Source organism: Paractinoplanes brasiliensis, from assembly GCF_004362215.1.
GTDB lineage: Bacteria > Actinomycetota > Actinomycetes > Mycobacteriales > Micromonosporaceae > Actinoplanes > Actinoplanes brasiliensis.
Genome location: NZ_SNWR01000001.1, coordinates 738,466 through 760,631, shown reverse-complemented (window position 1 = coordinate 760,631; position 22,166 = coordinate 738,466). Strand labels below are relative to the sequence as shown.

20 protein-coding genes and 1 pseudogene are annotated in these 22,166 nt (G+C 72.4%); 10 read left to right on the top strand and 11 right to left on the bottom strand.

Translation table 11 applies throughout. The features are described from left to right. Positions 1–65 precede the first annotated feature (65 nt). Positions 66–1,580 carry a PucR family transcriptional regulator gene (locus C8E87_RS03035; protein WP_133871666.1) on the top strand — a complete coding sequence of 505 codons (1,515 nt, stop codon included), beginning with the start codon at positions 66–68 and terminating at the stop codon, positions 1,578–1,580. Positions 1,581–1,729: 149 nt separating this feature from the next. On the opposite strand, the gene C8E87_RS03030 is transcribed toward C8E87_RS03035, so the two are convergent. Next, on the bottom strand, positions 1,730–3,070 hold the full coding sequence (locus C8E87_RS03030; protein WP_166661047.1) for a M17 family metallopeptidase: 1,341 nt from the start codon (positions 3,068–3,070) through the stop codon (positions 1,730–1,732). 173 nt (positions 3,071–3,243) lie between these two features. Here C8E87_RS03030 and C8E87_RS03025 point away from each other — a divergent pair, with 173 nt between their 5' ends. Continuing rightward, positions 3,244–5,289: a hydantoinase/oxoprolinase family protein gene (locus C8E87_RS03025; protein WP_166661046.1), complete on the top strand. Its 2,046-nt coding sequence runs from the start codon at positions 3,244–3,246 to the stop codon at positions 5,287–5,289. Further along, complete coding sequence (locus C8E87_RS03020) at positions 5,286–6,950, top strand: hydantoinase B/oxoprolinase family protein (protein WP_133871664.1); 1,665 nt, start codon at positions 5,286–5,288, stop codon at positions 6,948–6,950. The genes C8E87_RS03025 and C8E87_RS03020 overlap by 4 nt, the downstream gene beginning before the upstream one ends. Before the next feature lie 141 nt (positions 6,951–7,091). Here C8E87_RS03020 and C8E87_RS03015 read toward each other — a convergent pair whose 3' ends face one another. From C8E87_RS03015 to C8E87_RS02985, 7 genes are all read right to left on the bottom strand, one after another. Next, complete coding sequence (locus C8E87_RS03015; RefSeq protein ID WP_133871663.1) at positions 7,092–8,525, bottom strand: aldehyde dehydrogenase (NADP(+)); 1,434 nt, start codon at positions 8,523–8,525, stop codon at positions 7,092–7,094. 9 nt (positions 8,526–8,534) lie between these two features. Next, a complete protein-coding gene (locus tag C8E87_RS03010) occupies positions 8,535–9,536 on the bottom strand; it encodes a proline racemase family protein (RefSeq protein ID WP_133871662.1) in 1,002 nt (333 codons plus the stop codon). 1 nt (position 9,537) lies between these two features. Beyond that, positions 9,538–10,440, bottom strand: a complete 903-nt coding sequence (locus tag C8E87_RS03005) for a dihydrodipicolinate synthase family protein (protein ID WP_133871661.1) — start codon at positions 10,438–10,440, stop codon at positions 9,538–9,540. Beyond that, positions 10,437–11,846: an NAD(P)/FAD-dependent oxidoreductase gene (locus C8E87_RS46250; protein ID WP_133871660.1), complete on the bottom strand. Its 1,410-nt coding sequence runs from the start codon at positions 11,844–11,846 to the stop codon at positions 10,437–10,439. The genes C8E87_RS03005 and C8E87_RS46250 overlap by 4 nt, the downstream gene beginning before the upstream one ends. After that, positions 11,843–12,130, bottom strand: coding sequence for a (2Fe-2S)-binding protein (locus tag C8E87_RS02995; protein ID WP_133876580.1), 288 nt, complete (start codon positions 12,128–12,130; stop codon positions 11,843–11,845). Before C8E87_RS02995 ends, C8E87_RS46250 begins: the two co-directional genes overlap by 4 nt. A 304-nt stretch (positions 12,131–12,434) precedes the next feature. Then, positions 12,435–13,586 (bottom strand): NAD(P)/FAD-dependent oxidoreductase, encoded by a 1,152-nt coding sequence (locus C8E87_RS02990; RefSeq protein WP_239080411.1) that lies wholly within the window; start codon positions 13,584–13,586, stop codon positions 12,435–12,437. A 2-nt stretch (positions 13,587–13,588) separates the two neighbouring features. After that, a complete protein-coding gene (locus C8E87_RS02985) occupies positions 13,589–14,257 on the bottom strand; it encodes a GntR family transcriptional regulator (RefSeq protein WP_133871658.1) in 669 nt (222 codons plus the stop codon). 41 nt (positions 14,258–14,298) lie between these two features. Between C8E87_RS02985 and C8E87_RS02980 the strand changes: the two genes are divergently transcribed. From C8E87_RS02980 to C8E87_RS02950, 7 genes and pseudogenes are all read left to right on the top strand, one after another. After that, positions 14,299–15,171 (top strand): ornithine cyclodeaminase family protein, encoded by an 873-nt coding sequence (locus C8E87_RS02980; RefSeq protein WP_133871657.1) that lies wholly within the window; start codon positions 14,299–14,301, stop codon positions 15,169–15,171. Continuing rightward, positions 15,168–16,028 carry an LLM class flavin-dependent oxidoreductase gene (locus C8E87_RS02975; protein WP_133871656.1) on the top strand — a complete coding sequence of 287 codons (861 nt, stop codon included), beginning with the start codon at positions 15,168–15,170 and terminating at the stop codon, positions 16,026–16,028. Before C8E87_RS02980 ends, C8E87_RS02975 begins: the two co-directional genes overlap by 4 nt. A gap of 261 nt (positions 16,029–16,289) precedes the next feature. After that, positions 16,290–16,616, top strand: coding sequence for a hypothetical protein (locus C8E87_RS02970; RefSeq protein WP_133871655.1), 327 nt, complete (start codon positions 16,290–16,292; stop codon positions 16,614–16,616). Then, on the top strand, positions 16,613–16,855 hold the full coding sequence (locus C8E87_RS02965; protein WP_133871654.1) for a hypothetical protein: 243 nt from the start codon (positions 16,613–16,615) through the stop codon (positions 16,853–16,855). The genes C8E87_RS02970 and C8E87_RS02965 overlap by 4 nt, the downstream gene beginning before the upstream one ends. Then, positions 16,852–17,970, top strand: a complete 1,119-nt coding sequence (locus C8E87_RS02960) for a radical SAM/SPASM domain-containing protein (protein WP_133871653.1) — start codon at positions 16,852–16,854, stop codon at positions 17,968–17,970. Before C8E87_RS02965 ends, C8E87_RS02960 begins: the two co-directional genes overlap by 4 nt. Before the next feature lie 15 nt (positions 17,971–17,985). Beyond that, positions 17,986–18,120: pseudogene (locus tag C8E87_RS02955) on the top strand (transposase); the annotation flags it as partial. A gap of 408 nt (positions 18,121–18,528) precedes the next feature. Then, a complete protein-coding gene (locus tag C8E87_RS02950; RefSeq protein ID WP_133871652.1) occupies positions 18,529–19,083 on the top strand; it encodes a hypothetical protein in 555 nt (184 codons plus the stop codon). 527 nt (positions 19,084–19,610) lie between these two features. On the opposite strand, the gene C8E87_RS43460 is transcribed toward C8E87_RS02950, so the two are convergent. From C8E87_RS43460 to C8E87_RS02940, 3 genes are all read right to left on the bottom strand, one after another. Further along, positions 19,611–19,904, bottom strand: a complete 294-nt coding sequence (locus C8E87_RS43460) for a hypothetical protein (RefSeq protein WP_166661045.1) — start codon at positions 19,902–19,904, stop codon at positions 19,611–19,613. A gap of 66 nt (positions 19,905–19,970) precedes the next feature. Then, complete coding sequence (locus C8E87_RS46245; RefSeq protein ID WP_133871651.1) at positions 19,971–20,933, bottom strand: helix-turn-helix domain-containing protein; 963 nt, start codon at positions 20,931–20,933, stop codon at positions 19,971–19,973. Between the two features lie 55 nt (positions 20,934–20,988). Next, positions 20,989–21,960, bottom strand: coding sequence for an alpha/beta hydrolase (locus C8E87_RS02940; protein WP_133871650.1), 972 nt, complete (start codon positions 21,958–21,960; stop codon positions 20,989–20,991). Positions 21,961–22,166 lie beyond the last annotated feature (206 nt).

Here is a 22,166-nt window from a genome sequence, read left to right as displayed (position 1 = left end):
CCGGGGCGCGCTGTTTCGCCGGGTCCCGCGGTTTTGTGGGGGCGCGCTTCCTTGTCGAGGCGCCGATGAGACGTAGTTCGACGCTGCCCATCACGCTCGGTGAGCTGGCCCGCGTCCAGCCGCTGGCCGCCGCCGAGCCGCACCTGGCCGACCCGTCCCGCACCGTCGAGCAGGTGGTGCTGGCCGAGACGTTCGACCGGTTGCGGCGCTGCACCCCGCACGTGCTGGTCGTGCTGCACAACGAGGCGGCCACCGGCGGCTGGTCGCTGGCCGCCGCCCTGCACCTTGCCTGGGAACGCAACCTGTCGGCGGTGGTCGTCTCGCGCTCCGTGGCCGGCGGCTCCAGCGTCGCGCTGGCCGAGCGCCTCCACATGTCGCTGATCCTCATCGACGACGACCCGGTCGACGTCGCCCTGCAGCTGGCCGGGCAGGTCAGCGCGCCCGCCGCGGCCCGCGCGCTGCGCCAGGCCCGGCTGGCCGAGCTGCTGGCCGAGCAGACCGGCATCCGTGGCGTGCTCGGGGTGCTCAACCGCGAGCTGCAGCAGGTGCCGGTCGCCTTGATGATCGGCGGGGTGGTGATCGCCGGGCAGAGCGCGGCGCTGACCGAACGGCCGCAGGCGCGCCGGATCGAGGTTGAGGTGCACGCGCCGGGGGAGCGGTCGGCCGCCCGCCTGGTGGCCGCGGTGCCCGTGTCCGGCCCGGCCTCGGTCGAGCAGGTGGAGTCGCTGCTCCGGCTGGCCCGCCCGTCGCTGCAGGCGGCGTGGGCGCAGAGTCGCCTCGACGCCGCCACCCGGGCCGCGCACGAGCAGGCAGCGTTCGGGCTGCTGCGCCGGCTGCCGTCCGCGCCGCCGCCCTCCGGCGAGCAGGCCGGGATCGAGGTTCCAGCCTGGACCAGCGAACTCGGCTGGCAGGTGGGAGAGGCCAACCGGGCGGTCTGGCTGGCACCGCTGCGCCCGTCCGGCGAGCCGCCGCCCGAGATCACGTACCTGATCCGCGCCTCGTGGCAACGCGGCCATTCGACCTGGCCGCTGGTGGCCGAGGGCGACGGCTGGATCTCGTGGCACAGCGGCGCCGACCCGGACGACGTGGTCGCGCTGCGCCGCGCCCTGGCCGGGTTCCGCGACTCGGCGGTCGCCCACCGGCTGGTGATCGGGGTCGGCCGGGCCCACGCCGGGGTGGCCGGCCTGATGCGCTCGGTGGCCGAGGCCCGGCTCGCCGCGCACGTGGCCCGCGAGGGTGGCCCGGGCGCGGTGCAGTGGTTCGACCAGGTGGGCGCGAACGCGGCCCTGGCCTGGTTGCCCACCACCGAGATCGCCCAGGTGGCCGACCTGTGCCTGGAAGAGCTGATGGCCGCCAAGGACCGGGCCGCGCTGGTGCAGACGGTGCTCGCGGTGCTCGACGCGGGCGGTTCGCTGAGCCAGGCGTCGCAGCATCTCGGCGTACACCGCAATACGGTTCTGGGCCGGCTCGCCCGGGCCCGCCAGCTCGGCCTGACCTATGACGAGCCGGGTCAGCGCCTGGCCCTGCACGTGCTTTCCTACGCCCTGACCGCGCTGTGGAGCGACACCGCCGCCGACTGAGCTCATACCGCCCGGCCGCGTTGTCGTGCGGCGCGACCGCCTCCCCAGCACCCTCCGCCGCGCGGTTACCATCCGGGTGGGCTGGGCCAAGGTCGATCGATGCCGAGGGCGGGGATGCGGTCGTGGCTGTGCGGTTCTGGTGGTGTACGTCAGGCGCGGGCCAGGAGCTCCAGCAGGGTGCGGGCGCCGAAACCGGTCGCACCGTCGATCGAGGCGTTGCCGGACCAGGCCGGGCCGGTCATGTCGCAGTGCACCCAGGGGACTGTGCGGGGGACGAACTCGCCCAGGAACAACGCTGCGGTGATCGCACGGCCCGAGTCGTGCAGGGGATGGTTGCGTACGCCGGAAGGGGTTCTGACCTGGTGGAGATAGCGCTCGTCGTAGGGCAGGCGCCACAGCGGCTCGCCCGCCCTCGAGCCGGCCGCGAGGAACTCAGCGGCGGCGTCGTCGTCGCGGGCCAGGACGGCGGCGATCTCGGGGCCCAGCGCGATCTCGGCCTGGTAGGTCAGGGTGGCCAGGTCGACGAGCAGGCGCGGGGCGGAGTCGGCGGCCAGGGCCAGCGCATCGGCCAGGATGACGCGGCCCTCGAAGTCGGTGTCCAAAATCTGGATCTCGGTGCCGTTCCAGGCGGTGACGATGTCGCCGGGCCGGGCGGCGCCGGGGCCGGGCAGGTTCTCGGCGAAAGGCAACACCGCGCGTACGGGGATCGAGCAGCCCGCCCGGCGCAGAGCGGCCATCACGGCGAGCACGGTGACCGCGCCCGCGACGTCCAGGCGCATGCTCTGCATGGCCGCGGGCGACTTCAGCGACAGGCCGCCGCTGTCGAACGTGATGCCCTTGCCGACCAGCACGACCTCGGGGGCGCCGGCCTCCGGCAGATGGTCGAGCGTCACCAGGTACGGGCCGTCGGCGGAGCCGCCACCGATCGCGGCCAGCGCGCCGAAACCCTGCGCCCGCACCTCGTCGGGGCCGCGAACGGTGCAGGTCAGGCCCGCGTTCTCGGCGATCCGGGCGGCCCAGCCGGCTGCGACGCCCGGGGTGAGCAGGTTGGCCGGCGCGCTGACCAGGAGCCGGGCCAGACGCGCGACGTCGGCTGCCAGTTGCCCGCGCAGCGCGGCCGGTAGCTGGGGCCTGTCGACGAGCAGGGTGACCGCGGCGCCGGGCGGGCTGCCGGTGATCAGACCGTCGATGATCGGCCCGGTCAGCTCGGGCGGGGCCGACACGGTTACGGCGTCCCCGTCTCGCAGGCGGGCGCCGGCGGTGATCGCGGCCCGGCGCGCCGACTCCCGGGTCGGGGAAGCGCCGAGCTCGACCAGAAGCGTGTCGCCGCGCACCTCGGGCGACCAGCCGCCGGACGGCGCTGACGGCACAAAATCGATGCGCCGGCCGGTCCGGCCCGCATCGACGGTCACCAGTCCGGTGCCGGATACGACGGCATCGGCGGCGGCCGCGATCTCGGCCGTCCGGTCCCGCTTGTCGGTGCTGGTCACAGGGCCTCCCAGGGGATCACCGGTTTCGGGGCATCCTGCCCGGGGCCACCGGGCGCCGATCGTGCGCGCCGCACGCGCAGCCACCCGGGCGCTATGCCGTGCGCACACTCCCGGCGTACCGCCGCCCCCTACCTTGCGCCTTACCTGACCGGCCTGGACGCGAGGGAGATGACATGGGGCGGTATCGAGTCGCGATGGACATCGGGGGCACGTTCACCGATGTCGTGACGTACGACCAGCAGAGCGGCGCGTTCGCGGCGACCAAGGCCTCGACCACGCCCGGCGATCTCAGCGAGGGCGTGCTGGCCGGCCTGGACGCGGTGGTCGACGAGCCGTCCGGCATCGACTTCCTCGTGCACGGCACCACGCAGGGCCTGAACGCCTTCCTCGAGCGGCGCGGCGTGCCCGTGCTGCTGCTCGGCACGGCCGGGACCGAGGACACGTACCACATCGCCCGGGGACCGCGGGCCCGGCTGTACGACCTGCACTACCGCAAGCCGACGCCGCTCGTGCCCCGCCGCGACGTCCTCGGCATCGGCGGCCGCATCGCCGCCGACGGCGCCGAGCTCACCCCGCTCGACGAGGACGCCGTACGCGCCGCCGCTCGGAAGGCCCGCGCCGGCGGGCACGGCGCGATCGCGGTGGCGTTCCTGTTCAGCTACAAGAACCCGGCGCACGAGCTGCGGGCCCGCGAGATCCTCCAGGACGAGCTGGGCGACGACGTCACGGTGTCGGTCTCGCACGAGGCGGCGAAGGAATGGCGCGAGTACGAACGCACCTCGTCCGCCGTGGTCGAGGCGTACACCGGCCCGATCGTACGGAATTATCTGCTCGACCTGGAGGGCCGCCTCGACGCGCGCGGGCTGCGCGTGCCACTGCACGTCATGCAGTCGTCCGGTGGCATCCTGACCGCGGAGTCGGCCCGCCGCCGCCCGCTCCAGACGCTGCTGTCCGGCCCTGTCGGCGGCGCGATCGCCGGCGCGGAGTTGTCCCGGCAGACCGGCCGCCCGCACCTGATCGGCATCGACATGGGCGGCACCAGCTTCGACGTGTCGCTGATTGTCGACGGCGAGCCCGACGTGTCGGCCGAGGCTCAGCTTGAGGGCCTGCCGATGCTGATGAGCGTGGTCAACATCCACACCGTGGGCGCCGGCGGCGGCTCGGTCGCCTGGGCCGAGGCCGGCGGTCTGCGTGTCGGACCGCGCAGCGCGGGCGCCCGGCCCGGACCGGCCTGCTACGGCCGCGGCGGCACCGAGCCCACGGTGACCGACGCCAACCTGGTGCTCGGCCGCATCGACCCGCAGGGCTTCGCCGGTGGGCAGATGACCCTCGACGTCCAGGCGGCGGAGAAGGCCGTCGACGGGCTGGCCGAGGTGTTCGGCATGACCACGACGTCCATGGCCGAGGGCATCTGCGACGTGGCCAACTCCAAGATGGCGCAGGCGATCCGCACCATCACCGTCTCGCGCGGCATCGAGCCCCGCGACTCGGCGCTGGTCGCTTTCGGCGGGGCCGGCCCGATGCACGCCGTGTTCCTGGCCCGCGAGCTGGGCATCGCCGAGACGGTGGTGCCGCGGTTCCCGGGCGCGTTCTCTGCCTGGGGCATGCTCCAGACCCAGATCCGGCAGGACTACACCGAGCCGTACTTCTATCTGGATCAGGACCTCGACACCGCCGACATGGCCGCGACGCTGGCCCGTGTGGAGAAGGACGGCCTCGACGGGCTCGACCGCGAGGGCGTCGCCGGCGACGCGCGGCATGCCAGCCATGCGGTCGACATCCGGTATGCGGCCCAGGAGTACACACTGACCGTGCCGCTCACCGGCGCCGACGAGCCGCTGGGCGAGACGTTCCTCGCCGATGTGGCGCAGCGCTTCGCCGACCTGCACAAGAGCCGGTACGGCCACGCGAACCTGGGCGCGCCGATCGAGTTCGTCGCCCTCCGCGCAGCCGCCTTCGGCGACCTGGGCCGGCCCGACCCGCAGAAGTGGCCTGCGGCTGACACGCCGGAGTTCGCCCACGAGATCCGCACGGTGGTTTTCGACGGTGAGGCACAGGACACCCTCGTGGCCCGCCGCGACCACCTCTTCGTGGGCCACACGTTCGACGGCCCGGCCGTGGTCGTCGAGGACACCGCCACCACGGTCGTGCCGCCCGGGTACGCCGTGAACGTGGACGACATCGGCTCGCTGATCATCTCTCGGAAGGACGGCCAGTGACCATCGACCCGGTAACCGTCGAGATCATCCGCAACGCGCTCAACGCGGCCGCGGACGACATGAACGCCACGCTGATCCGTTCGGCCTACACGCCGATCATCTACGAGTGCGGCGACTGTGTGGTGGCCCTGCTCGACGCCGACCACCAGGTGCTGGGCCAGTCGGCCGGCCTGCCGATCTTCCTGGGCAACCTGGAGACCTGCACCCTGGCCACCGAGGAGCGGTTCGGCCGCGAGGTGTGGCAGCCGGGCGACGTGTGGATCCTCAACGACAGCTACCTGGGCGGCACGCACCTCAACGACGTGACCATCTTCGGCCCGGTCTTCGTCGACGAGACGCTGGTCGGCTTCACCGCCTCGCGCGCCCACTGGATCGACGTGGGATCCAAGGACCCGGGCGGCTCGATGGACTCGGTCAACATCTTCCAGGAGGGGCTGCGCCTCGGCCCGCAGAAGCTGGTCTCGGGCGGCGTCGAGGAGCGTTCGGTCACCGACACGATCGCCACCAACGTCCGGTTCCCCTACCCGACCACGGGGGACATGCACGCGATGATGGCCTGCATCCAGATGGGGGAGCGGCGGCTTCAGGAGATCGTACGGCGGTTCGGGCTGAGCACGCTGGAGGCGGCGCGCGACGAGATCTTCCACCAGACCGAGCTGCTCGAGCGTGCGGTCATCGCCAAGATCCCGGACGGCGTCTACAGCGCCGAGGGTGTGCTCGACAACGACGGCATCGACCTCGACACCCCGGTGCCGATCCGGCTGCGGATAACCGTGTCCGGCGAGCAGATCGACTTCGACGTGACCGAGTCGGCCGACCAGACGGTGGGCCCGGTCAACTGCGGCGTCTCGCAGGCTGTCTCGGCGCTCCGGGTCGGCTACAAGCTGCTGGTCAGCCCCGACCTGCCGGGCAACGGCGGCTCGTTCCGGTCGATGACCACCCAGGTACGCGAGGGCTCGGTGCTCGGCGCCCGGTCGCCCGCCGCCTGTCAGTGGTACTTCTCGCACCTCGGCCTGCTGATCGACATGGTGGCCCGGGCGCTCGCGCCGGCCATGCCCGACCAGGTGGCCGGGGCCAGCCACGGCGACTCGATGATCATCCTGTCGGCCGGCACCGACCCGCGGGTGAACCGCGAGTTCGTCAGCCTCGAGGCCACCATCGGCGGCTGGGGCGCCTGGAACGGCTCGGACGGCGAGAGTGCGCTGATCAACAACGTGAACGGCTCGCTCAAGGACATCCCGATCGAGGTGCACGAGACCCGCTACCCGTGGCGGATCAACGAGTACCGGATCCGGCCCGACTCGGGCGGCTCGGGCCGGTGGCGCGGCGGCAACGGCGTGATCCGGGAGTACGAGGCGCAGACCGACCTGACCGTCTCGCTGTGGTTCGAGCGTTCCCGCCAACCCGCCTGGGGCCTGTTCGGCGGCGAGGACGCGGTCGGTCCCGAGGTCGTCGTCAATCCGGGCCGCGAGGACGAGCGCCGCATCCTGAAGATCAACGGAATGTCCCTGAAGAAGGGCGACGTGGTGCGCTGCGCGACCGGCGGCGGGGGCGGCTACGGCGACCCGACCGAGCGTGCGGCCGACGACGTACGGGCCGACGTGCTCGACCGCAACATCACCGCCGACGCCGCCCGCAACCGGTACGGCATAGGCGCCTGAGAACTGCCGTGCGGAAGGGCCCGGAGCACGATGCTCCGGGCCGTTCGGGCAGGCCGTCACGGCCTGCGCCGGGGCTCAGCCCGTTTGCGTGCCGAAGGCGCGGAGCGACACTTCCCGCCAGCCGTCCCGCTCCTCGTCGGCTCAGGCGGCCAGTGAACCCCAGGTCGAGGATTCGCCGGCGGGGGAGCGGTGCTGCGGGACGTTCCACGGGTTGTCATCGCGCAGCGGCTCGGGGAGCAGGGACTGCGGGCAGTCCTGGTAGACGACCGGGCGCAGGAAACGGGTGATCGCGGCCGTGCCGACCGAGGTGGTGGTCGGGTTCGTGGCGGCGGGGAACGGGCCGCCGTGCTGCATGGCGGGGGTCACCGCCACGCCGGTGGGCCAACCGTTGAAGAGCACCCGGCCCGACAAGGCCTGCAGCGCTGCCACCAGCTCGCGCAGCCACGGGGAGTCCTCGCCGGCGCCGATGTGGACACCGGCTGTCAGGGAGCCTTCCACCAGTTCGGTCAGCGCCGCGCCCAACGACTCGCCGGGGGTGTAGCGGACGACGGCCGACAGCGGGCCGAACGCCTCCTGCAGCAGCGTGTCGCGGTGCTTGAGCAGGGTCGCCAGGTCGGTTTCGACCAACGTGGGGGTCACGCCGTCGTCCGTCACGGCGCCCTCGACCGCAACCGTCACGCCGGGTGTCTCGAGGATCTCGGCGCGGCGGCGGGTGTAGCCGTCGACGATGCCGGGGTGCAGCAAGGGGTGCGGGGCAACGCCTTCGAAGGCCTCAGCGGCGGCGAATTCGACCGGTACGAAGAGCAGGCCGGGCTTGGTGCAGAGCTGACCGGCCGACCCGGACACGCTAGCCGCGAAGCCCTGGGCGATGGCGGACGCGCGCTCGGCCAGGGCGTCAGGGGTGACCACGACGGGGTTCAGGCTGCCCAGCTCGCCGTAGAACGGGATGGGGTGGGGGCGGGCGGCGGCGATCTCGGCCAGGGCCCGGCCGCCGGCCAGGGACCCGGTGAAGCTGGCGGCGGCGATGCGCTCGTCACGCAGGGCGGCCACGCCTTCTTCCTGACCGTGGATGACGCCCAGCGCCCCCGGCGGCAGCGCGGCGCTGACGATCTGCGCCGTGCGGTCGGACAGGCGCGGGTGGCCGGGGTGGGCCTTGACGACGACCGGGCAGCCGGCAGCCAGGGCCGAAGCGGTGTCGCCGCCGGCCACCGAGAACGCGAACGGGAAGTTGCCGGCCGCGAAGTTCAGCACCGGGCCCAGCGGCACCAGGTAGCGGCGCAGATCGGGGCGGGGTCCCAGCACGAAGTCGGGGTCGGCGGCGTCGAGGCGTACGCCCAGGAACTCACCGGCCGCCGCGACGTCGGCGAACAGCTTGAGTTGCACCGCCGTCCGCTTGATCTCACCGCGCAGGCGCGGCTCGGCCAGGCCGGTCTCCTCCATGGCCAGGGGCACCAGCTCGTCGGCAGCGGCGAGGAGCGCGTCGGCCGCGGCCACGAGGGCCTCGGCCCGCTGCCGTGGCGGCATGGTGGCGAGGACGGGGGAGGCCGCCGCGGCGGCGGCGAGAACTGAGCTCATGAATACACCTCAGAAGGCGAAGCCGGTCGGGTACGGGTCGGAGGGGTCGAGCAGATACTGTCCGAGGCCGGTCACCCAGGCACGGCCGGTGATGGTGGGGACGACCGCGGGCCGGCCGGCCACAGTGGTCTCGGAGATGAGGCGGCCGGTGAAACGGCTGCCGATGAACGACTCGTTGACGAAGTCGTCGCCGATCGCCAGTTCGCCCCGCGCCCACAGCTCGGCCATGCGGGCCGAGGTGCCGGTGCCGCAGGGGGACCGGTCGAACCAGCCCGGGTAAATGGCCATCGCGTGGCGCGAGTGACGGGCGCCGGAGCCGGGCGCGATGAACTCGACGTGGTGGCAGTGGTCGACGCCGTCGATGAGCGGGTGCTTGGGCGGGTCCTGGGTGTTGATCGCGTCCATGATGGCCAGCCCGGCGTCGAGGATGTCGCGTTGCCGCGTACGGTCGAAGGGCAGCCCGACCGCGTCCAGGTCGACCATCGCGTAGAAGTTGCCGCCGAAGGCCAGGCTGTAGGGCACCGAGCCCAGGCCTGGCACGTCGATCGTCGCGTCCAGGCGTTCCACGTACGCGGGCACGTTCTCCAGCGTCACCGACTCGGCGTGACCGTCCCTGACCTGAACCGTGGCCACCACGAGCCCGGCCGGGGTGTCCAACCGGATCGTGGTGACGGGCTCGGTGACCGCCACCATGCCGGTCTCGACGAGCACGGTGGCGACCCCGATCGTGCCGTGCCCGCACATCGGCAGGCAGCCCGACACCTCGATGTAGACAACACCGAAGTCGGCGTCCGCGCGCGTCGGCGGCTGCAGGATGGCCCCGCTCATCGCGGCGTGCCCGCGAGGCTCGTTCATCAGCAGCTTGCGTACGTCGTCCAAGTGCTCGATGAAGTGCAGGCGCCGCTCGTTCATGGTCGCCCCGGGGATGGTGCCGACGCCGGCGGTGACAACCCGGGTCGGCATGCCCTCGGTGTGCGAGTCGACGGCGGTGAACATCCGCGAGGCCCGCATGTCAGCCCGCCAGCGCTTCGACGGCCCGCTTGGTCTCGGCCTCGATCTGGGCGCGGTGCTCCGGGGTGAGCGGGCCGCGGGGCGGACGGCACGGGCCGCCGTACCGGCCGATGAGGTCCATGCTGAGCTTGATGGCCTGCACGAACTCCGTACGGGAATCCCAGCGGAACACGGCCACCAGGTGCTGGTAGAGCTCGCGCGCCTCGAGGAACTTCCCGTCGAGCATGAGGTCGTAGAGCCGCCGGGACTCGGCCGGGAACACGTTGGGGAACCCGGCGAACCAGCCCACCGCGCCGTCAGCCATCAGTTCGAACAGTACGTCGTCGGCTCCGGCGACCACGTCGATCTCGCACTTCTCACGGATCTCGAACAGCCGCCGCACGTCCCCGGTGAACTCCTTGATCGCCACCACCTGCGGGATCCGAGCGATCTCGGCGACCAGGTCGGGCACCAGGTCGACCTTGGTGTCGAACGGGTTGTTGTAGATCATCATCGGCAGCCCGGCCTCGGCGATCTTCGTGTAGTGCTCGACCACCTGGCTGTTGCTGGCCCGGTACATGGTCGGCGGCAGAGCGAGCACGCCGGTCGCGCCGTCCTCACCGGCGATCTCGGCCCACTTCTTCGCCTGGTGCCACCCCGGTCCGTGTACGCCGGCGATCACCGTGCCGCGCCCGCCGACCGCCTCGACGGCGACTTGAACGACGCGGCGCCGCTCCTCGTCGGTGAGCGACGAGTACTCGCCGAGCGACCCGTTGGGGCCGACACCGTGGCAGCCGTTGCTCATCAGCCAGTCGACGTGCTCGGCGTACCGGTCGAAGTCGACGGCGAGGCCGGCCGGGGCGGACGGATCTTCCTTGTACGGCAGGGCGGTGGCGACGACGACGCCGCGGAGGGCGGTGGTCATGAGTGCTCCTGTTCTTCAGCGGCGGCCAGCTCGCCGAGCCGGACGAAAGCCGCGAGGGGGCGTTGTTCCGTGCGGCCCGGGTCGAGCAGGCCGCCGGTGTGGCGATGCAGCAGTTCTTCGACGGTGCGCCCGCAGACGCGGCCCTGGCAGACGCCCAGGCCGGCGCGGGTGCTGAGCCTGAGTGAGCGCAGGCCGCGCGACCCGGTGGCGGCCGCGCCGGCCCGCAGGTCGCCGGCCGTGACCTCTTCGCAGCGGCAGACGGTGGTGTCGTCGCCGAGCCAGCCCACCCAGCCCGGGCGGATGCCGTGCGCGGCTTCCAGACGGGCGGCGAAGCGCTGGTTCTCGCTCAGCGAGCGACGCTGGGCGTCGGAGGCGGTCGCGCCGGCCGCGGCCAGGCCGGCCACGACGCCCTCGGCCAGGGCCAGGTCGGCGCCGCCGATGCCGGTGATCTCGCCGGCGGCATAGACCCCCGGGACGGTGGTCCGGCCGTCGTGGTCGGTCACCACGGCGCCGTACGCGTCGAGGCCGCACCCGGCCGAGACGGCGAGCTCGACCCGGGGTACGAAGCCGTGGCTGACACAGACAGCGTCGACGCTGATGTCACGGGACGTGCCGGGGATGGGCGCCCACCGCGGGTCGAGGCGGGCGACGGTCACCGAGCTGACTTGCCCGGCGCCGTGCGCGGCGACGACGGCGGTGGCCGCGCGGTAGGGAATGCGGTGGCGGGCCAGGTCCCGGACGTAGCCCGCCAGCTCGCCGGTCTTGTGCCGGGTGGCCAGGAGCTCGGTCGGTCGGCGGCTCCAGCCCCTGCCCAGACGCGGCCAGCCGTTGGCCTCGAGCACACCGACCACCTCGGCGCCGGTACGGATGAGGCTCGAAGCGACGGGCAGCAGGAACGGGCCGGCGCCGGCGACGAGCACGCGGCGGCCGACGGCGACGCGCTCCGACTTGGCGAGGGCCTGGGCCGCGCCCGCGGTGAAGACGCCGGGCAGGTCCCAGCCGGGGAAGGGGAGGGTGCGTTCGTACGCGCCCGTGGCGAGAACCAGTGCCTTCGGAGCGAATGTTCGCGGTACGCGGTCACGGCCGTCCGCCGGCCCGACGAGCACGTGCAGCGTGGGCGGGCGGTCGTCGTGACGCTCGGCCAGCCAGACCTGCGCGTCGGTCAGAATCTCCTGCCCGCGCAGCGCCGTGAACCTGTCCCAGCCGTGGTGCAGGATTCGCTCGTTGGCCGCCGGCCGCTCGGCCGGGAGGTGCCGCCAGTACTGGCCGCCCGCGTCGCCGGCTGCATCAAGCAGCACAACCCGGGCGCCCGCGTTCCGCGCGGCATCCGCAGCGGCAAGCCCCGCCGGCCCCGCCCCGACGACAAGCACATCGGGGGTCTCCACCGTCATGCCGGCGGCGCTCATGCCTGCGCCTCAGTCGAGATGGAGTCGCCGTCGGCTGCTCGGCGTTGGCAGGCGCGGACGTCGGAGAGGCCGTTCACGGCGACGAGGCAGTCGTGGCAGACCCCGATGCCGCAGAAGACGCCGCGCGGCCGCCCGTTGCGCGTCGTGCGCCAGGCGAGCCGCCCGGCCCCCATGAGGACCCCGGCCACCGTCTGTCCGTTCAGTCCACGCACCGGAGTCCCATCGACAATGATCGTGATTGGCGACGTTTCCCCAGGTCGCACCGGATCGTACTGGGTTTCCATGGAAGCCGGTCCGGTCGCTGTCACTTCAGTAGTATGTCACACACTACAGCCGGACGGCGAGAGCGACCGCAAGAAAAGCAGCAGACTCAAAGCCGACCCACCTGACAGTGGCAGCCCGATCGTCGCGAGCGCGCCCTGGCTCGGCCGAGCGGCCGCGAGGTTCGCGCAGCGCCTTGCACCCCCTGGGTTCCCGCGAAGGAGCGGCGGGACTCGAACCCGACCGCGACACGGCCGGGCTGACCGCTGGGTCAGGCCGATGAAGCCATCACCCGGCCGAGGAGAGGCGCCTACGGCGGTGGCGGGTTCAGCCGCGTGCGGGCTGCAAGTGGGGGAGCAGGGTGGGGCGGTCGACGGCGAAGGCGGCGGCGTCCACGTGTGGCGGGCGGTTCAGCAGCAGGTCGGTGAGCAGTTCGCCGGTGGCGGTGGAGAGGACTATGCCGGCGCCCTCGTGGCCGGTTGCGTGCCACAGGCCGGGTCGGCGGGGGTCGGGGCCGATGACCGGCAGGTGGTCGGGGACGAAGGGGCGGAAGCCGCCGTACGCTCGCATCACCGCCACGTCGGTCAGGAACGGGAACAGCACGAGGGCCTTGGCGGCGACGGCGGACAGCACCCGGGCCTCGATCCGCTCGTCGAAGCCGCGGCGTTCGCGGGACGAGCCGATCAGGACGGTGCCGGCCGCGGTCGACTCGACCACGCTGGACGTCTGCAAGGCGGCGTCGTTCGAGCCGACCGCGCCCACGTAGTCGGCGTCGTAGACCTTGTGGTGGATCCGTCGGCGCATCCGGGTGGTGACCAGGATCGTGCCGCGGCGGGGGCGTACGGGCAGGTCGACGCCCAGTCGTCGCGCCGTCTCGCCCGACCACGGGCCGGCCGCCACCACCACGTGATCGGCGCGGAACTCGCCCTCCGAAGTGAGCACGCCGGTGAGCCGCTCGCCGCTGTGTACCGGACCGAGAACCTCGACCCCCTGGCGTACGACCGCGCCGCGGCGGCGGGCGGCCGCCAGCAGGGCCTCGGTCGCGATCGCGGGCTGCACCTGCGCGTCCTGGGGGTAGAAGACCGCCGCGGTGTGGGCGGGGTTGAGGTCGGGCTCGTAGTCGAGGCCATTGACGGCGGAAGCTGAGACGCCCGCTGCCCGCTGAGTGTCCGCGAAGGCGTGCAGAGCGCTCGCACCGGCGGGAGTCGTGGCGACCACCAGGCCGCCCTTGGCCTCGTACTCGATCGAGGGGAAGCCGTCCGAGATCTCCGGCAGGATCGAACGCCACAGCGTGAGCGATCGCAGCGCCAGGGACAGTTCGGCGCCGGGACCCTTGTCGGAGACCAGCAGGTTGCCCTCGCCGGCGGCCGAGGTGCCGCCGGCCGACGCCGAGCGGTCGAGGACGGTCACCGATACCCCGGCGGCCGCCAGCTCACGGGCGATGGCGGCTCCGACGATGCCGGCGCCCACCACGATCACCTTCACTGCTCGGCCCGCCCGCTCCACCAGCCGGTGACGTGGCCGAGGTGGCGGCGCATCAGCTCTTCGGCGGCGGCGCCGTCGCCCCCTTCGAGCAGATCGAGCAGCGTGAGGTGCTCGGCCGACGACTCGGCCAGTTCGGGCGAGCCGAGCATGGTGGCCAGCCCGACCAGGCGGGTCTGCTGGCGCAGATCGCCGACCAGCGTGACCAGCCGGTCGTTGCCGGTGAGACTGAGCAGATGCAGGTGGAACGTCGTGTCGGCGGCCAGGTAGGTCGGCAGGTCGGACGCGGCGGCGCTGATCACGATCGCCTCGGCCTCGGCGCGCAGCCGGGACAGGTCGGGCACGGTCAGGGCGCCGGCCAGCAGCCGCATCGGTGGGGCCTCGAGCCACTGGCGGATCTGCACGATCTCGGTGAGGTCGTGCTCGCTGACCTGGGTGACCCGGAAGCCCTTGTTGCGGGCGATCTCGACGAAGCCGCGCTTCTCGAGGTTCAGCAGGGCTTCGCGTACGGGCGTGGCGGAGACGTCGAACCGGGCGGCCAGGGTGGGGGCCGTGAGCATCGTGCCCGGGGCGAACTCGCCGGAGACAATGGCGGCGGCCACCGCGTCCTCCACGTGCTGGCGGAAGCTGCCGGCCGTGCGCAGCGGGCCGATGACCGGTGACGTCATGTCTGTTGCCTCCCTCGGTGGTATGTGACATGGTACAGCGCATGATCTCGGCCGAACAGGTGCTCGCGCTGGGCTTTCCGCGCGCGGTCGAGGCTCTGCGCGAGGCCCTCGGCGGCGGTCTCGACCCCGAGTCCGAGCCGGCCCGCTCGCGAGTGGCGCTCGGCGGCGGCGAGGTGCTCATCATGCCGTCCGGTGACGATCGCATCGCCGGCGTCAAACTGGTCGGCATCGCTCCCGGCAACCCGGCCCGTGGCCTGCCCCGCATCCACGGCACGTACGTGCTGTTCGACGCGCCCACGCTGGCGCCGCGGGCCGTGCTCGACGGCGCCGCGCTCACCTTGTTGCGCACCCCGGCCGTCTCGGCGCTCGGTGTCGACCTCGTCGCGCCGCCCGGCGTCCGCAAGCTCGTCGTCTTCGGCACAGGTCCGCAGGCGCGCGGTCACATCGAGGCGCTGCGGGCGGTGCGTCCCATTGACTCCGTACGAGTCGTCGGGCGCAGCCACGAGCGGACCACCCGATTCGCCGGGGAGATCGCCAAGGCCGAGGTGGCCGACGCGGACGCGGTGGCCGACGCCGACATCGTGGCCTGCTGCACCACCGCGCGCGAGCCGCTCTTCGACGGTCGCCGGCTGAAACCAGGCGCTGTCGTGGTCGCCGTCGGCTCGCACGAGCCCGAGGCCCGCGAGGTCGACACCGAGACCGTGCGACGCTGCGGCGCGCTGGTCGAGTCGCGCGCGGTGGCCGTACGGGAAGCCGGTGACATCATTCAGGCCGGCCTCGACGAGACTGAGCTCGTGACCTTCGCCGACCTGGTCCGGGGAACCATCCCCGCCCGGCCCAGGCTGATCAAGACCGTGGGGATGGGCTGGGAGGACCTCGTGATCGCGGCCGCAGTGGTGGAGGCGCTGGGATGACCGATCTGTCGGTGCTGGTGCTTCCCGACCGCCACCCCACGAGCGCCTGGCTGGCCGAGGTGGTCGAGGCGGAGCGGGCCGGGGTGCACACCGTCTGGACGTACGACCACCTGACCTGGCCGCTGCTGCGCGACAACCCCTGGTACGGCTGCGTGCCGCTGCTCGCCGCCGCGGCCGGGGCCACCGAGCGGGTCCGCCTCGGCGTGCAGGTCGCCACGCCCAACTACCGCCACCCGGTGCCGTTCGCCAAGGAGCTGATGACCCTCGACCAGCTCAGCGGCGGCCGCCTCGAGGTCGGCCTGGGCGCCGGCACCGAGAGCCTGGACGCGCTGGTGCTGGGCGAGCCGCGGCTGACCCCGCGCGAGCGCATGGACCGCTTCGCCGAGTGGATCGGGCTGCTCGACAAGCTGCTGGTCGAGCCCGTCGTCACCGCCCACGGCGAGCGCTACCACGCGGTCGACGCCCACCAGCTGCCCGGCTGTGTGCAGACGCCGCGGGTGCCGTTCACCGTGGCCGGCACCGGTCCGCGCTCGCTGGGCCTGGTCGCCAGGCACGGCCAGGCCTGGGTCACGTACGGCCCGTACGGTCCCGCCGTGAGCCCCGAGGAGTGGTTCGCCGCCCTCGAGAAGCAGTCCGGGCAGCTCGACGCGGTGCTCGAGGGCCGCCGGATCCGCCGGATCGTCAACGTGGGCCTCGAGTCGTACTGGCCGTTCGAGAGCCGCGACCGCTACGCCGACACCGTCGGCCGCCTCGCCGCGCTGGGCTTCGACGAGGTCAGCGTGCACTGGCCGCGTCCCGACGGCCGCGGCGTCCCTGCGAAGGCCCTGGCGGACGTGCTGGCCGTGCACAACCTCTAGTTAGCACTGCAACGGCGGTCGGGCTGGTGTGCGTGACCATGGGATCGAGCGCTCCGGTCGCCGGAACGGGCTGCTGATCGGCGATGACACCGGGTTTGACCGGCTGCGCATTACGGTCGCCTCGGTCGCCTACGAGCGCAACGTCGGCGCCGCCGCTCGCCAGCGGCGCTGTGACGACGGCGGCTCGAAAAACGAGCGAATCGCCGCGCCCTGCATTACGTTGTGTTGCAGAACCGGCACGCTATGCAATGAGGAGCAATCATGTCCACAGCCTCGGACGAAGCGATCGACGACGCCGAGCTGCACAGCTTCCTCACCAAGCTCAACGCCTGGGCCGACGCGCTGCCGCCGGGAGAGAAGGCACTCCTGCGGCTCGTGCTGGAACGCTCCGCCGGGCGTGGACCCGACCGGGACGAGGGGATCGACTTCACATTCCCGGCGGAGCAAGGACTCGACGAGGTCGTCGGGCCCTTCCTGCGCGAGCTGGTCGAAGCCGGCGCGCTCCAGGCCCCGTCGGCCACCGGGGACAGGAAGCCGGAGCCTGACCGCTGGCAGAAGTCCTCCGAACCGTGGAAGAAGAGCGGATGAGCGCCGGGCTGCGGGTCACCGGGGCGAGCCCGGCGGACGCAGCGTCGCTGGCGCGGCGGCTCGGCAGGTGGGCCGACCAGCTCCGGCCGGCCGAGCGGGTCCTGCTTGAGCGGCTGCTCGCCGGTTCGATGGACCCGATGGAGCGCATGCGGTTCCTCGAACCGGTCGGGCTGCTCAGCGCCGAGGAGGCCGCCGTGGTCGCCGGTGCCGCCGGGCCGGGCGCGGGGCGGCCGGCATGAGGAACGTCGGGCTCATCGTCAAGGCGACCCGGCTGTGCAACCTCCGCTGCACGTACTGTCACGACTGGGCGGCGGGCCCCGGGCAGACCATGCGACTGCCGGTCCTGGCGGCGCTCGTCGCGCGGGCGCTGGGGGACCCCGAGCACGGCTCGGTGGACTTCATCTGGCACGGCGGCGAGACCACGCTGCTGCCGATGGACTTCTACCGCAGGGCGATCTTCCTGCAGCAGCGCCTGCGCCGCCCCGGCCAGTCAGTGCGCAACATCATCCAGACCAACGGCACGCGGCTGACGGACGCCTGGGCGCGGTTCCTGGCCGCGTACGGCTTCGGGGTCGGCATCAGTCTCGACGGCCCGCCGCACATCCACGACCGGCACCGGCGAACGGTCTCGGGGCGGCCGACGTTCGCCGACGTGGAGGCGGGAATCGCCGTGCTGCGCCGCCATGGTGTGGACTTCACCGTGCTGATGGTGCTGGGTGAGGAGGCCGTCCGGGCCGGTGCCCGGGTCACGCTGGAGGCGATGGCCGCGCTGGGCGTCACCCGCTACTCGCTGCTCAGCGTGAAGCCCGTCAACCAGCCGAACGCCCGGCCCGGCACACCGATCGCCGGCTACCTCGACCCGCAGCGCACGACGGCGTTCCTCGCGGAGCTGTACGACTGCTGGCGGGAGCGGGGCGACGCGGCGATCGACGTCCGGGAGCTGCGGTCGGTCGAGAACCGGATCCGGCTCGGCGCGGCCGGCAGCTGCACCCTCGCCGGCGGCTGTCTGGGCTCGTTCTACCTCGTCGAGCCGTCGGGCGAGGTCGCACACTGCGACCTGTTCCGCGGCGACGACCGCTACACCCTAGGCCACGTGGAGATTGACTCCTTCGCGGCGATGCGTGCAGGCCCGGCCATGGCCGCGCTGCGGGCGGAGGAGGCGGCCGCGCACGAACGGATGCGGCGCTGCCCCGAGTACGCCGTCTGCAACGGCTGGTGCCCGCACGAGCGGTACGTGTCGCGGCGGCACCATCCCGGGCATCGGGACGAGTGCTGCGGGCTGCGGCCGCTCATCGAACACATCAGGACGCGGCTGAGTGCGCCGTGGGCGGCGGCGGACCCCATCGGTGTGTGAGTGAGTGCGTGCCGGTTCGCCAAGAACGGGCCGGCGTCGGCGTGTGTGGCCCGGCAGTACTCCGGAACCCTCGGTAAGGTCGGCAACTGCCAGATCGCGGTCAGCGTTCACGCCGCCACGGATGCGGCGTCGGCGGTGCTGGACTGGCGATTTTCGTCCCGGAGTCCTGAGACGAGACCTGCGTGCCCGACGAGAACGGCAAGGTCGCCAATCTGTCGCCTGCCCGCGGCGCTACCCGCGACCGAGCGGAAAGTCCTGGGCGAATACCCGTTCGCCAGCAGGTACCAAGGCGCCTCGCTCAACGGCGGTTCGGCGCGCGCACACGTGGGATGCGCGATTCCCGGCGTTACCGTGACCGGATCGGGGCCGAGAGGTCACAGCGTCTGCATGATCGACGATAAGCAGAGCCAGAAAGGTGGGCGTGTTCTGCAGACCTTCTGCTCGTCACAGCGCCTGATGAGACAGGACAAGTTCCGGGTCAACGCCGCACCATAGAGCCGGTTGGAGCCCGTTCACGCTGGACGGGCTCCAACCGGTAACCATCGATCAAGGAGCTGCGTGAACACCGAACTACACGTCACCTACCACGCCTTCGGCGTCATCGACAACAAGGCCGAGTGGCCCTTGGACCTGCCCGCACCCCCCAACGGCCTCATCCACCCGTTCCCCGGCGGCGCCTTCGTGTATACCGGCATCCACAGCGGTTTGGTCAACGTCCAAATCGTCACCTTCACCGAAGCGCCACCGCCGGACACCAGCAACAACTGGGAGAGCATCGCCGAAGTCGCCGTGGTCACCAAACGCGGCAAGCTCCGCCTGCGGTCGTACGACACCGACCCCGAAGGCCCGGCCCTCACCCCTGCCGGACGAGGCACCTACCGGATCAGGGCTTACGCCACCGGCCGAGACACCGACATCGACGGCACCACACCGCTCACCGAGACCTACCGCCTGGAAGTCTGGCCGGCCACCGACACAGAGTCCCTCGTCCTGCGGGCCGACGATCAGTACGGGGCTCAGGTCCTGCAATCCATGAGCCACGACGACGCGCCCGCATCCCGCCTCCCCGGAGGATTCGTCGACGGAGAGGCAATGAACGAACCGGTCTTCTAGACGTCACGTCAGGGAGTCGGTCGAAAGGCTGTATCCGTTCTGGATGAATGCGAATAGACCGAATCGAGTCTCGGTTAACCGGTTCTGCGGCCGCCGGGCAGTCCCACGACAGAAGGACGGTTCCTGCAGCGATGTTGACGCCAAGCCTCAACTGACGGCCGATGGCCTCCGGGGACTGTGCCGATCTCGGTACGCACCCTCCTGCTGTGGCACGTCCGGCACGCCTGTTTCACCGATGGCCGGCGAATCGGCATCGTGGCGACGATGGGGAACTGGACTGGGGACGAGTCAGACGGGGATGACGTCAAGCTGCTCGGCGTCTATTCCACGGCGGAGGCCGCACAGGAGCAGGCAGACCGGGTGCTGTCGTTGCCAAGCTTCGGCGACGAACCAGATTGTTTAGGATCGACCCGTACACCGTCGGTGCGGACCGGTAAGCCGACGGGTTTATGACTATCGTCTCGGACGAGCCCCCCCCGTTTCGACGGAGCGGTGGTTACCTGCTTCCGGTCGGGGCAGGGGTGAGGTTATCCGGCTCGGTAGTGGCGTGCCAGGCGGTTTCGTATTCGTCGGGGCTGAGGTAGCCGAGTTCGCGTCGTGTCGCGGCGCAGCCGCCGGTGCACCCGGTCAGCGCCATAGGTGAACCCGGAAGCCTCCCAAATCTCATGAATGTTGGACAGCAGCCCGAGATCGACCAGATCCCGGTCACACGGCTGTTTCGCCTGCTTGACCCACTGGTAGTAGGTCGACTCGGCGATGTTCAGGACCCGTAGCAGGAGCGCGACCGCGAAGCAGTCCGTGTGTTCAGAAATGAACGTCATGACCGTCGTTCAAGCTGGAAAACACGCTGCCGATCGCGGTCGGGGCGGGCGAGCAGACGCTGTAGCTCACGGGTGCCGGGCGAGGCGGCGCAGGGCCAGCGCGATTTGCAGCCGCAGCTTCCCGGCGGTGGTGCGCGTCGGCCATCCGAGCAGGTGTTCGAGGTGGATGATCCGGTCCTGCAGCGTCGAGTGGTGCAGCCGCAGGGCGGTCGCGGCGGCGCGCAGGCTGGCCGTGTCGGCGAAGGCCTGCAGGGTGGCCAGGGCCCACGGCGCGCTCGCCATCGCGTGGGCCAGCGCGTCGAGGTCGGGGATCGCCTCGGGCAGCGGCGCGGCGGCGAGCAGGGCGAGGCCGCCCAGCGACTCGTAGGCGACGACGGGCGGGCCGGGGTCGTCGTCGGTGCCGTCGGCGGCGAAGCGCAGCGCGACGCGGGCCGCGGCGTAGGAGGCCGGCAGGTCGGCGACCGGGACGGCGGGGCCGAGCCCGATCCGGCCGGGCGGGACGGCGGCGCCGGCCGGCAGCACGAGCGGGCCGGCCGGGCGGGCGGCGGCCCGCACCGGGCCGTCGAGGCCGAGTTTGCGCGCGGCCACCTCGCGTACGGAAAGCGGCGCCGCGGCGTCGACGATCAGCTCGACCAGCGCCGGGTCTTCCGCCGGGGCCCGGCCCCGGGTGCGGTCGAGGACCGCCCGGGCCGCCCCGGCGGCCCGCTCCAGGATCATGGCGTCGACCGGGCCGGGCTCACCGGTCCGCTCCAGCGCGAGCACGGCTCGCGCACCGATTTCGGTACGCGGCCAGCCCGTGTCCGCCGGCTCCGCGGAGGCCTCGCTGACCCCGGCGGGCGTGATCCGCACGTGCACCCGCCGCTCGGCGTCGTCGAGCCGGGCGGGAACGCCGGCCAGCACCGCCGCGCCGCGGACGATCGCCTGCAGGCCGGCCCGCGACTCGGTGAGGCTGTCGAAGTAGGCGATGACCCGCAGCGCGGCCCCGGCGTCCGCGTCCAGCGCCTCGAGCCGCACCGCGAGATCCTTCATACCGTCATCCTCCTAGCCCTGGCCTGTGATCGGCCACTGCCGGTGCGCGGCCCGGTCAGGCGAAGAGGCGGTCCAGCCACCGCAGCCGGGCGGCCTTGGCGTCCTGGCTGACCGCGGCGGCCGGGGCGAACGCCTCGAAGCCGTGGTAGCCGCCGGGCCAGACGTGCAGTTCGGCACGCCCGCCCGCCTGCCAGATGGCGGTGGCGTAGGCGACGTCCTCGTCGCGGAAGGTCTCGGCCGAGCCGACGTCGATGAAGGCGGGCGGCAGCCCGGACAGGTCGGTCGCCCGAGCCGGCGCGGCGTACGGCGAGACGTCGGGGCCGCCGGCCGCGTCGCCGAGCAGGGCTCCCCAGCCGGTGGCGTTGGCGGTGCGGTCCCAGACGCCGCGGCCCGCCATCTGCTCGGCCGACACCGAGTCGTTGCGGTCGTCGAGCATCGGGCACATCAGCAACTGGCCGAGGACGGCCGGGCCGCCCCGGTCGCGGGCCAGCAGGCCGAGCGCCGCGGTGAGGCCGCCGCCCGCGCTGCCGCCGGCGATGAGAATCCGGTCGGGGTCGATGCCGAGCTCGGCCGCGTTCTTGGCGGTCCAGACCAGGCCGGCGTAGACGTCCTCGATCGGCCCCGGGTGCCGGGTCTCGGGGGCGAGCCGGTATTCGACCGAGACGACGACGGCGCCGTAGCGGGCCGCGATCTCCACCATGCCGGCCATGCCGTTGCGGTTGTCGCCGAGGATCATCCCGCCGCCGTGGGTGTAGTAGATCGCCGGGCACGCGCTGTCGGCGCCGGCCGGGGTGCAGATGAGCAGCGAGATGTCGGGGGCGTCGGCCGGGCCGGGCACGACCCGCTCGGCGACCGTGTAGGTGCCGCCGAGGCTGAGCTCCTCGTCGGTCGGCGGCGCCATGGCCGGGTCGGTCGCCTGCCGCGCGGCCGCGATCATGTCGGGGGTGATCGCGGTGGGGACCTGGTCGCCGAGCGCGGCGAGGGCGGCGGCGAGTTCGGGGTCGAAGGGTACGGGCGGGTGTGTCATCGGCGTTCGTCCTTCGTTGCAGGCGTGTGATCGCTGTCACCAGGATCGACCCGATCGCACGGCGGGACGAGCGCCAGCCGGCGGAATCTCTCCGCCGAATGGCGGGTCGCCGAAACCCCGGAGGAGAAGGGGCGAAAGGAGAAGGGGAGCGGACGACGGCGTCCTGGCTCAGGACACCGGAAACTGGTGTAAGGCCGCGGGCGTCG

What these genes read in the sequence shown, in the direction of transcription:
- C8E87_RS03035 (WP_133871666.1), top strand. Translation starts at nt 66, where the DNA reads ATGAGACGTAGTTCGACGCTGCCCATCACGCTCGGTGAGCTGGCCCGC.
- C8E87_RS03025 (WP_166661046.1), top strand. Translation starts at nt 3,244, where the DNA reads ATGGGGCGGTATCGAGTCGCGATGGACATCGGGGGCACGTTCACCGAT.
- C8E87_RS03015 (WP_133871663.1), bottom strand. Translation starts at nt 8,525, where the DNA reads ATGAGCTCAGTTCTCGCCGCCGCCGCGGCGGCCTCCCCCGTCCTCGCC.
- C8E87_RS03010 (WP_133871662.1), bottom strand. Translation starts at nt 9,536, where the DNA reads ATGCGGGCCTCGCGGATGTTCACCGCCGTCGACTCGCACACCGAGGGC.
- C8E87_RS03005 (WP_133871661.1), bottom strand. Translation starts at nt 10,440, where the DNA reads ATGACCACCGCCCTCCGCGGCGTCGTCGTCGCCACCGCCCTGCCGTAC.
- C8E87_RS46250 (WP_133871660.1), bottom strand. Translation starts at nt 11,846, where the DNA reads ATGAGCGCCGCCGGCATGACGGTGGAGACCCCCGATGTGCTTGTCGTC.
- C8E87_RS02995 (WP_133876580.1), bottom strand. Translation starts at nt 12,130, where the DNA reads ATGGAAACCCAGTACGATCCGGTGCGACCTGGGGAAACGTCGCCAATC.
- C8E87_RS02985 (WP_133871658.1), bottom strand. Translation starts at nt 14,257, where the DNA reads ATGACGTCACCGGTCATCGGCCCGCTGCGCACGGCCGGCAGCTTCCGC.
- C8E87_RS02980 (WP_133871657.1), top strand. Translation starts at nt 14,299, where the DNA reads ATGATCTCGGCCGAACAGGTGCTCGCGCTGGGCTTTCCGCGCGCGGTC.
- C8E87_RS02975 (WP_133871656.1), top strand. Translation starts at nt 15,168, where the DNA reads ATGACCGATCTGTCGGTGCTGGTGCTTCCCGACCGCCACCCCACGAGC.
- C8E87_RS02970 (WP_133871655.1), top strand. Translation starts at nt 16,290, where the DNA reads ATGTCCACAGCCTCGGACGAAGCGATCGACGACGCCGAGCTGCACAGC.
- C8E87_RS02965 (WP_133871654.1), top strand. Translation starts at nt 16,613, where the DNA reads ATGAGCGCCGGGCTGCGGGTCACCGGGGCGAGCCCGGCGGACGCAGCG.
- C8E87_RS02960 (WP_133871653.1), top strand. Translation starts at nt 16,852, where the DNA reads ATGAGGAACGTCGGGCTCATCGTCAAGGCGACCCGGCTGTGCAACCTC.
- C8E87_RS43460 (WP_166661045.1), bottom strand. Translation starts at nt 19,904, where the DNA reads ATGACGTTCATTTCTGAACACACGGACTGCTTCGCGGTCGCGCTCCTG.
- C8E87_RS46245 (WP_133871651.1), bottom strand. Translation starts at nt 20,933, where the DNA reads ATGAAGGATCTCGCGGTGCGGCTCGAGGCGCTGGACGCGGACGCCGGG.
- C8E87_RS02940 (WP_133871650.1), bottom strand. Translation starts at nt 21,960, where the DNA reads ATGACACACCCGCCCGTACCCTTCGACCCCGAACTCGCCGCCGCCCTC.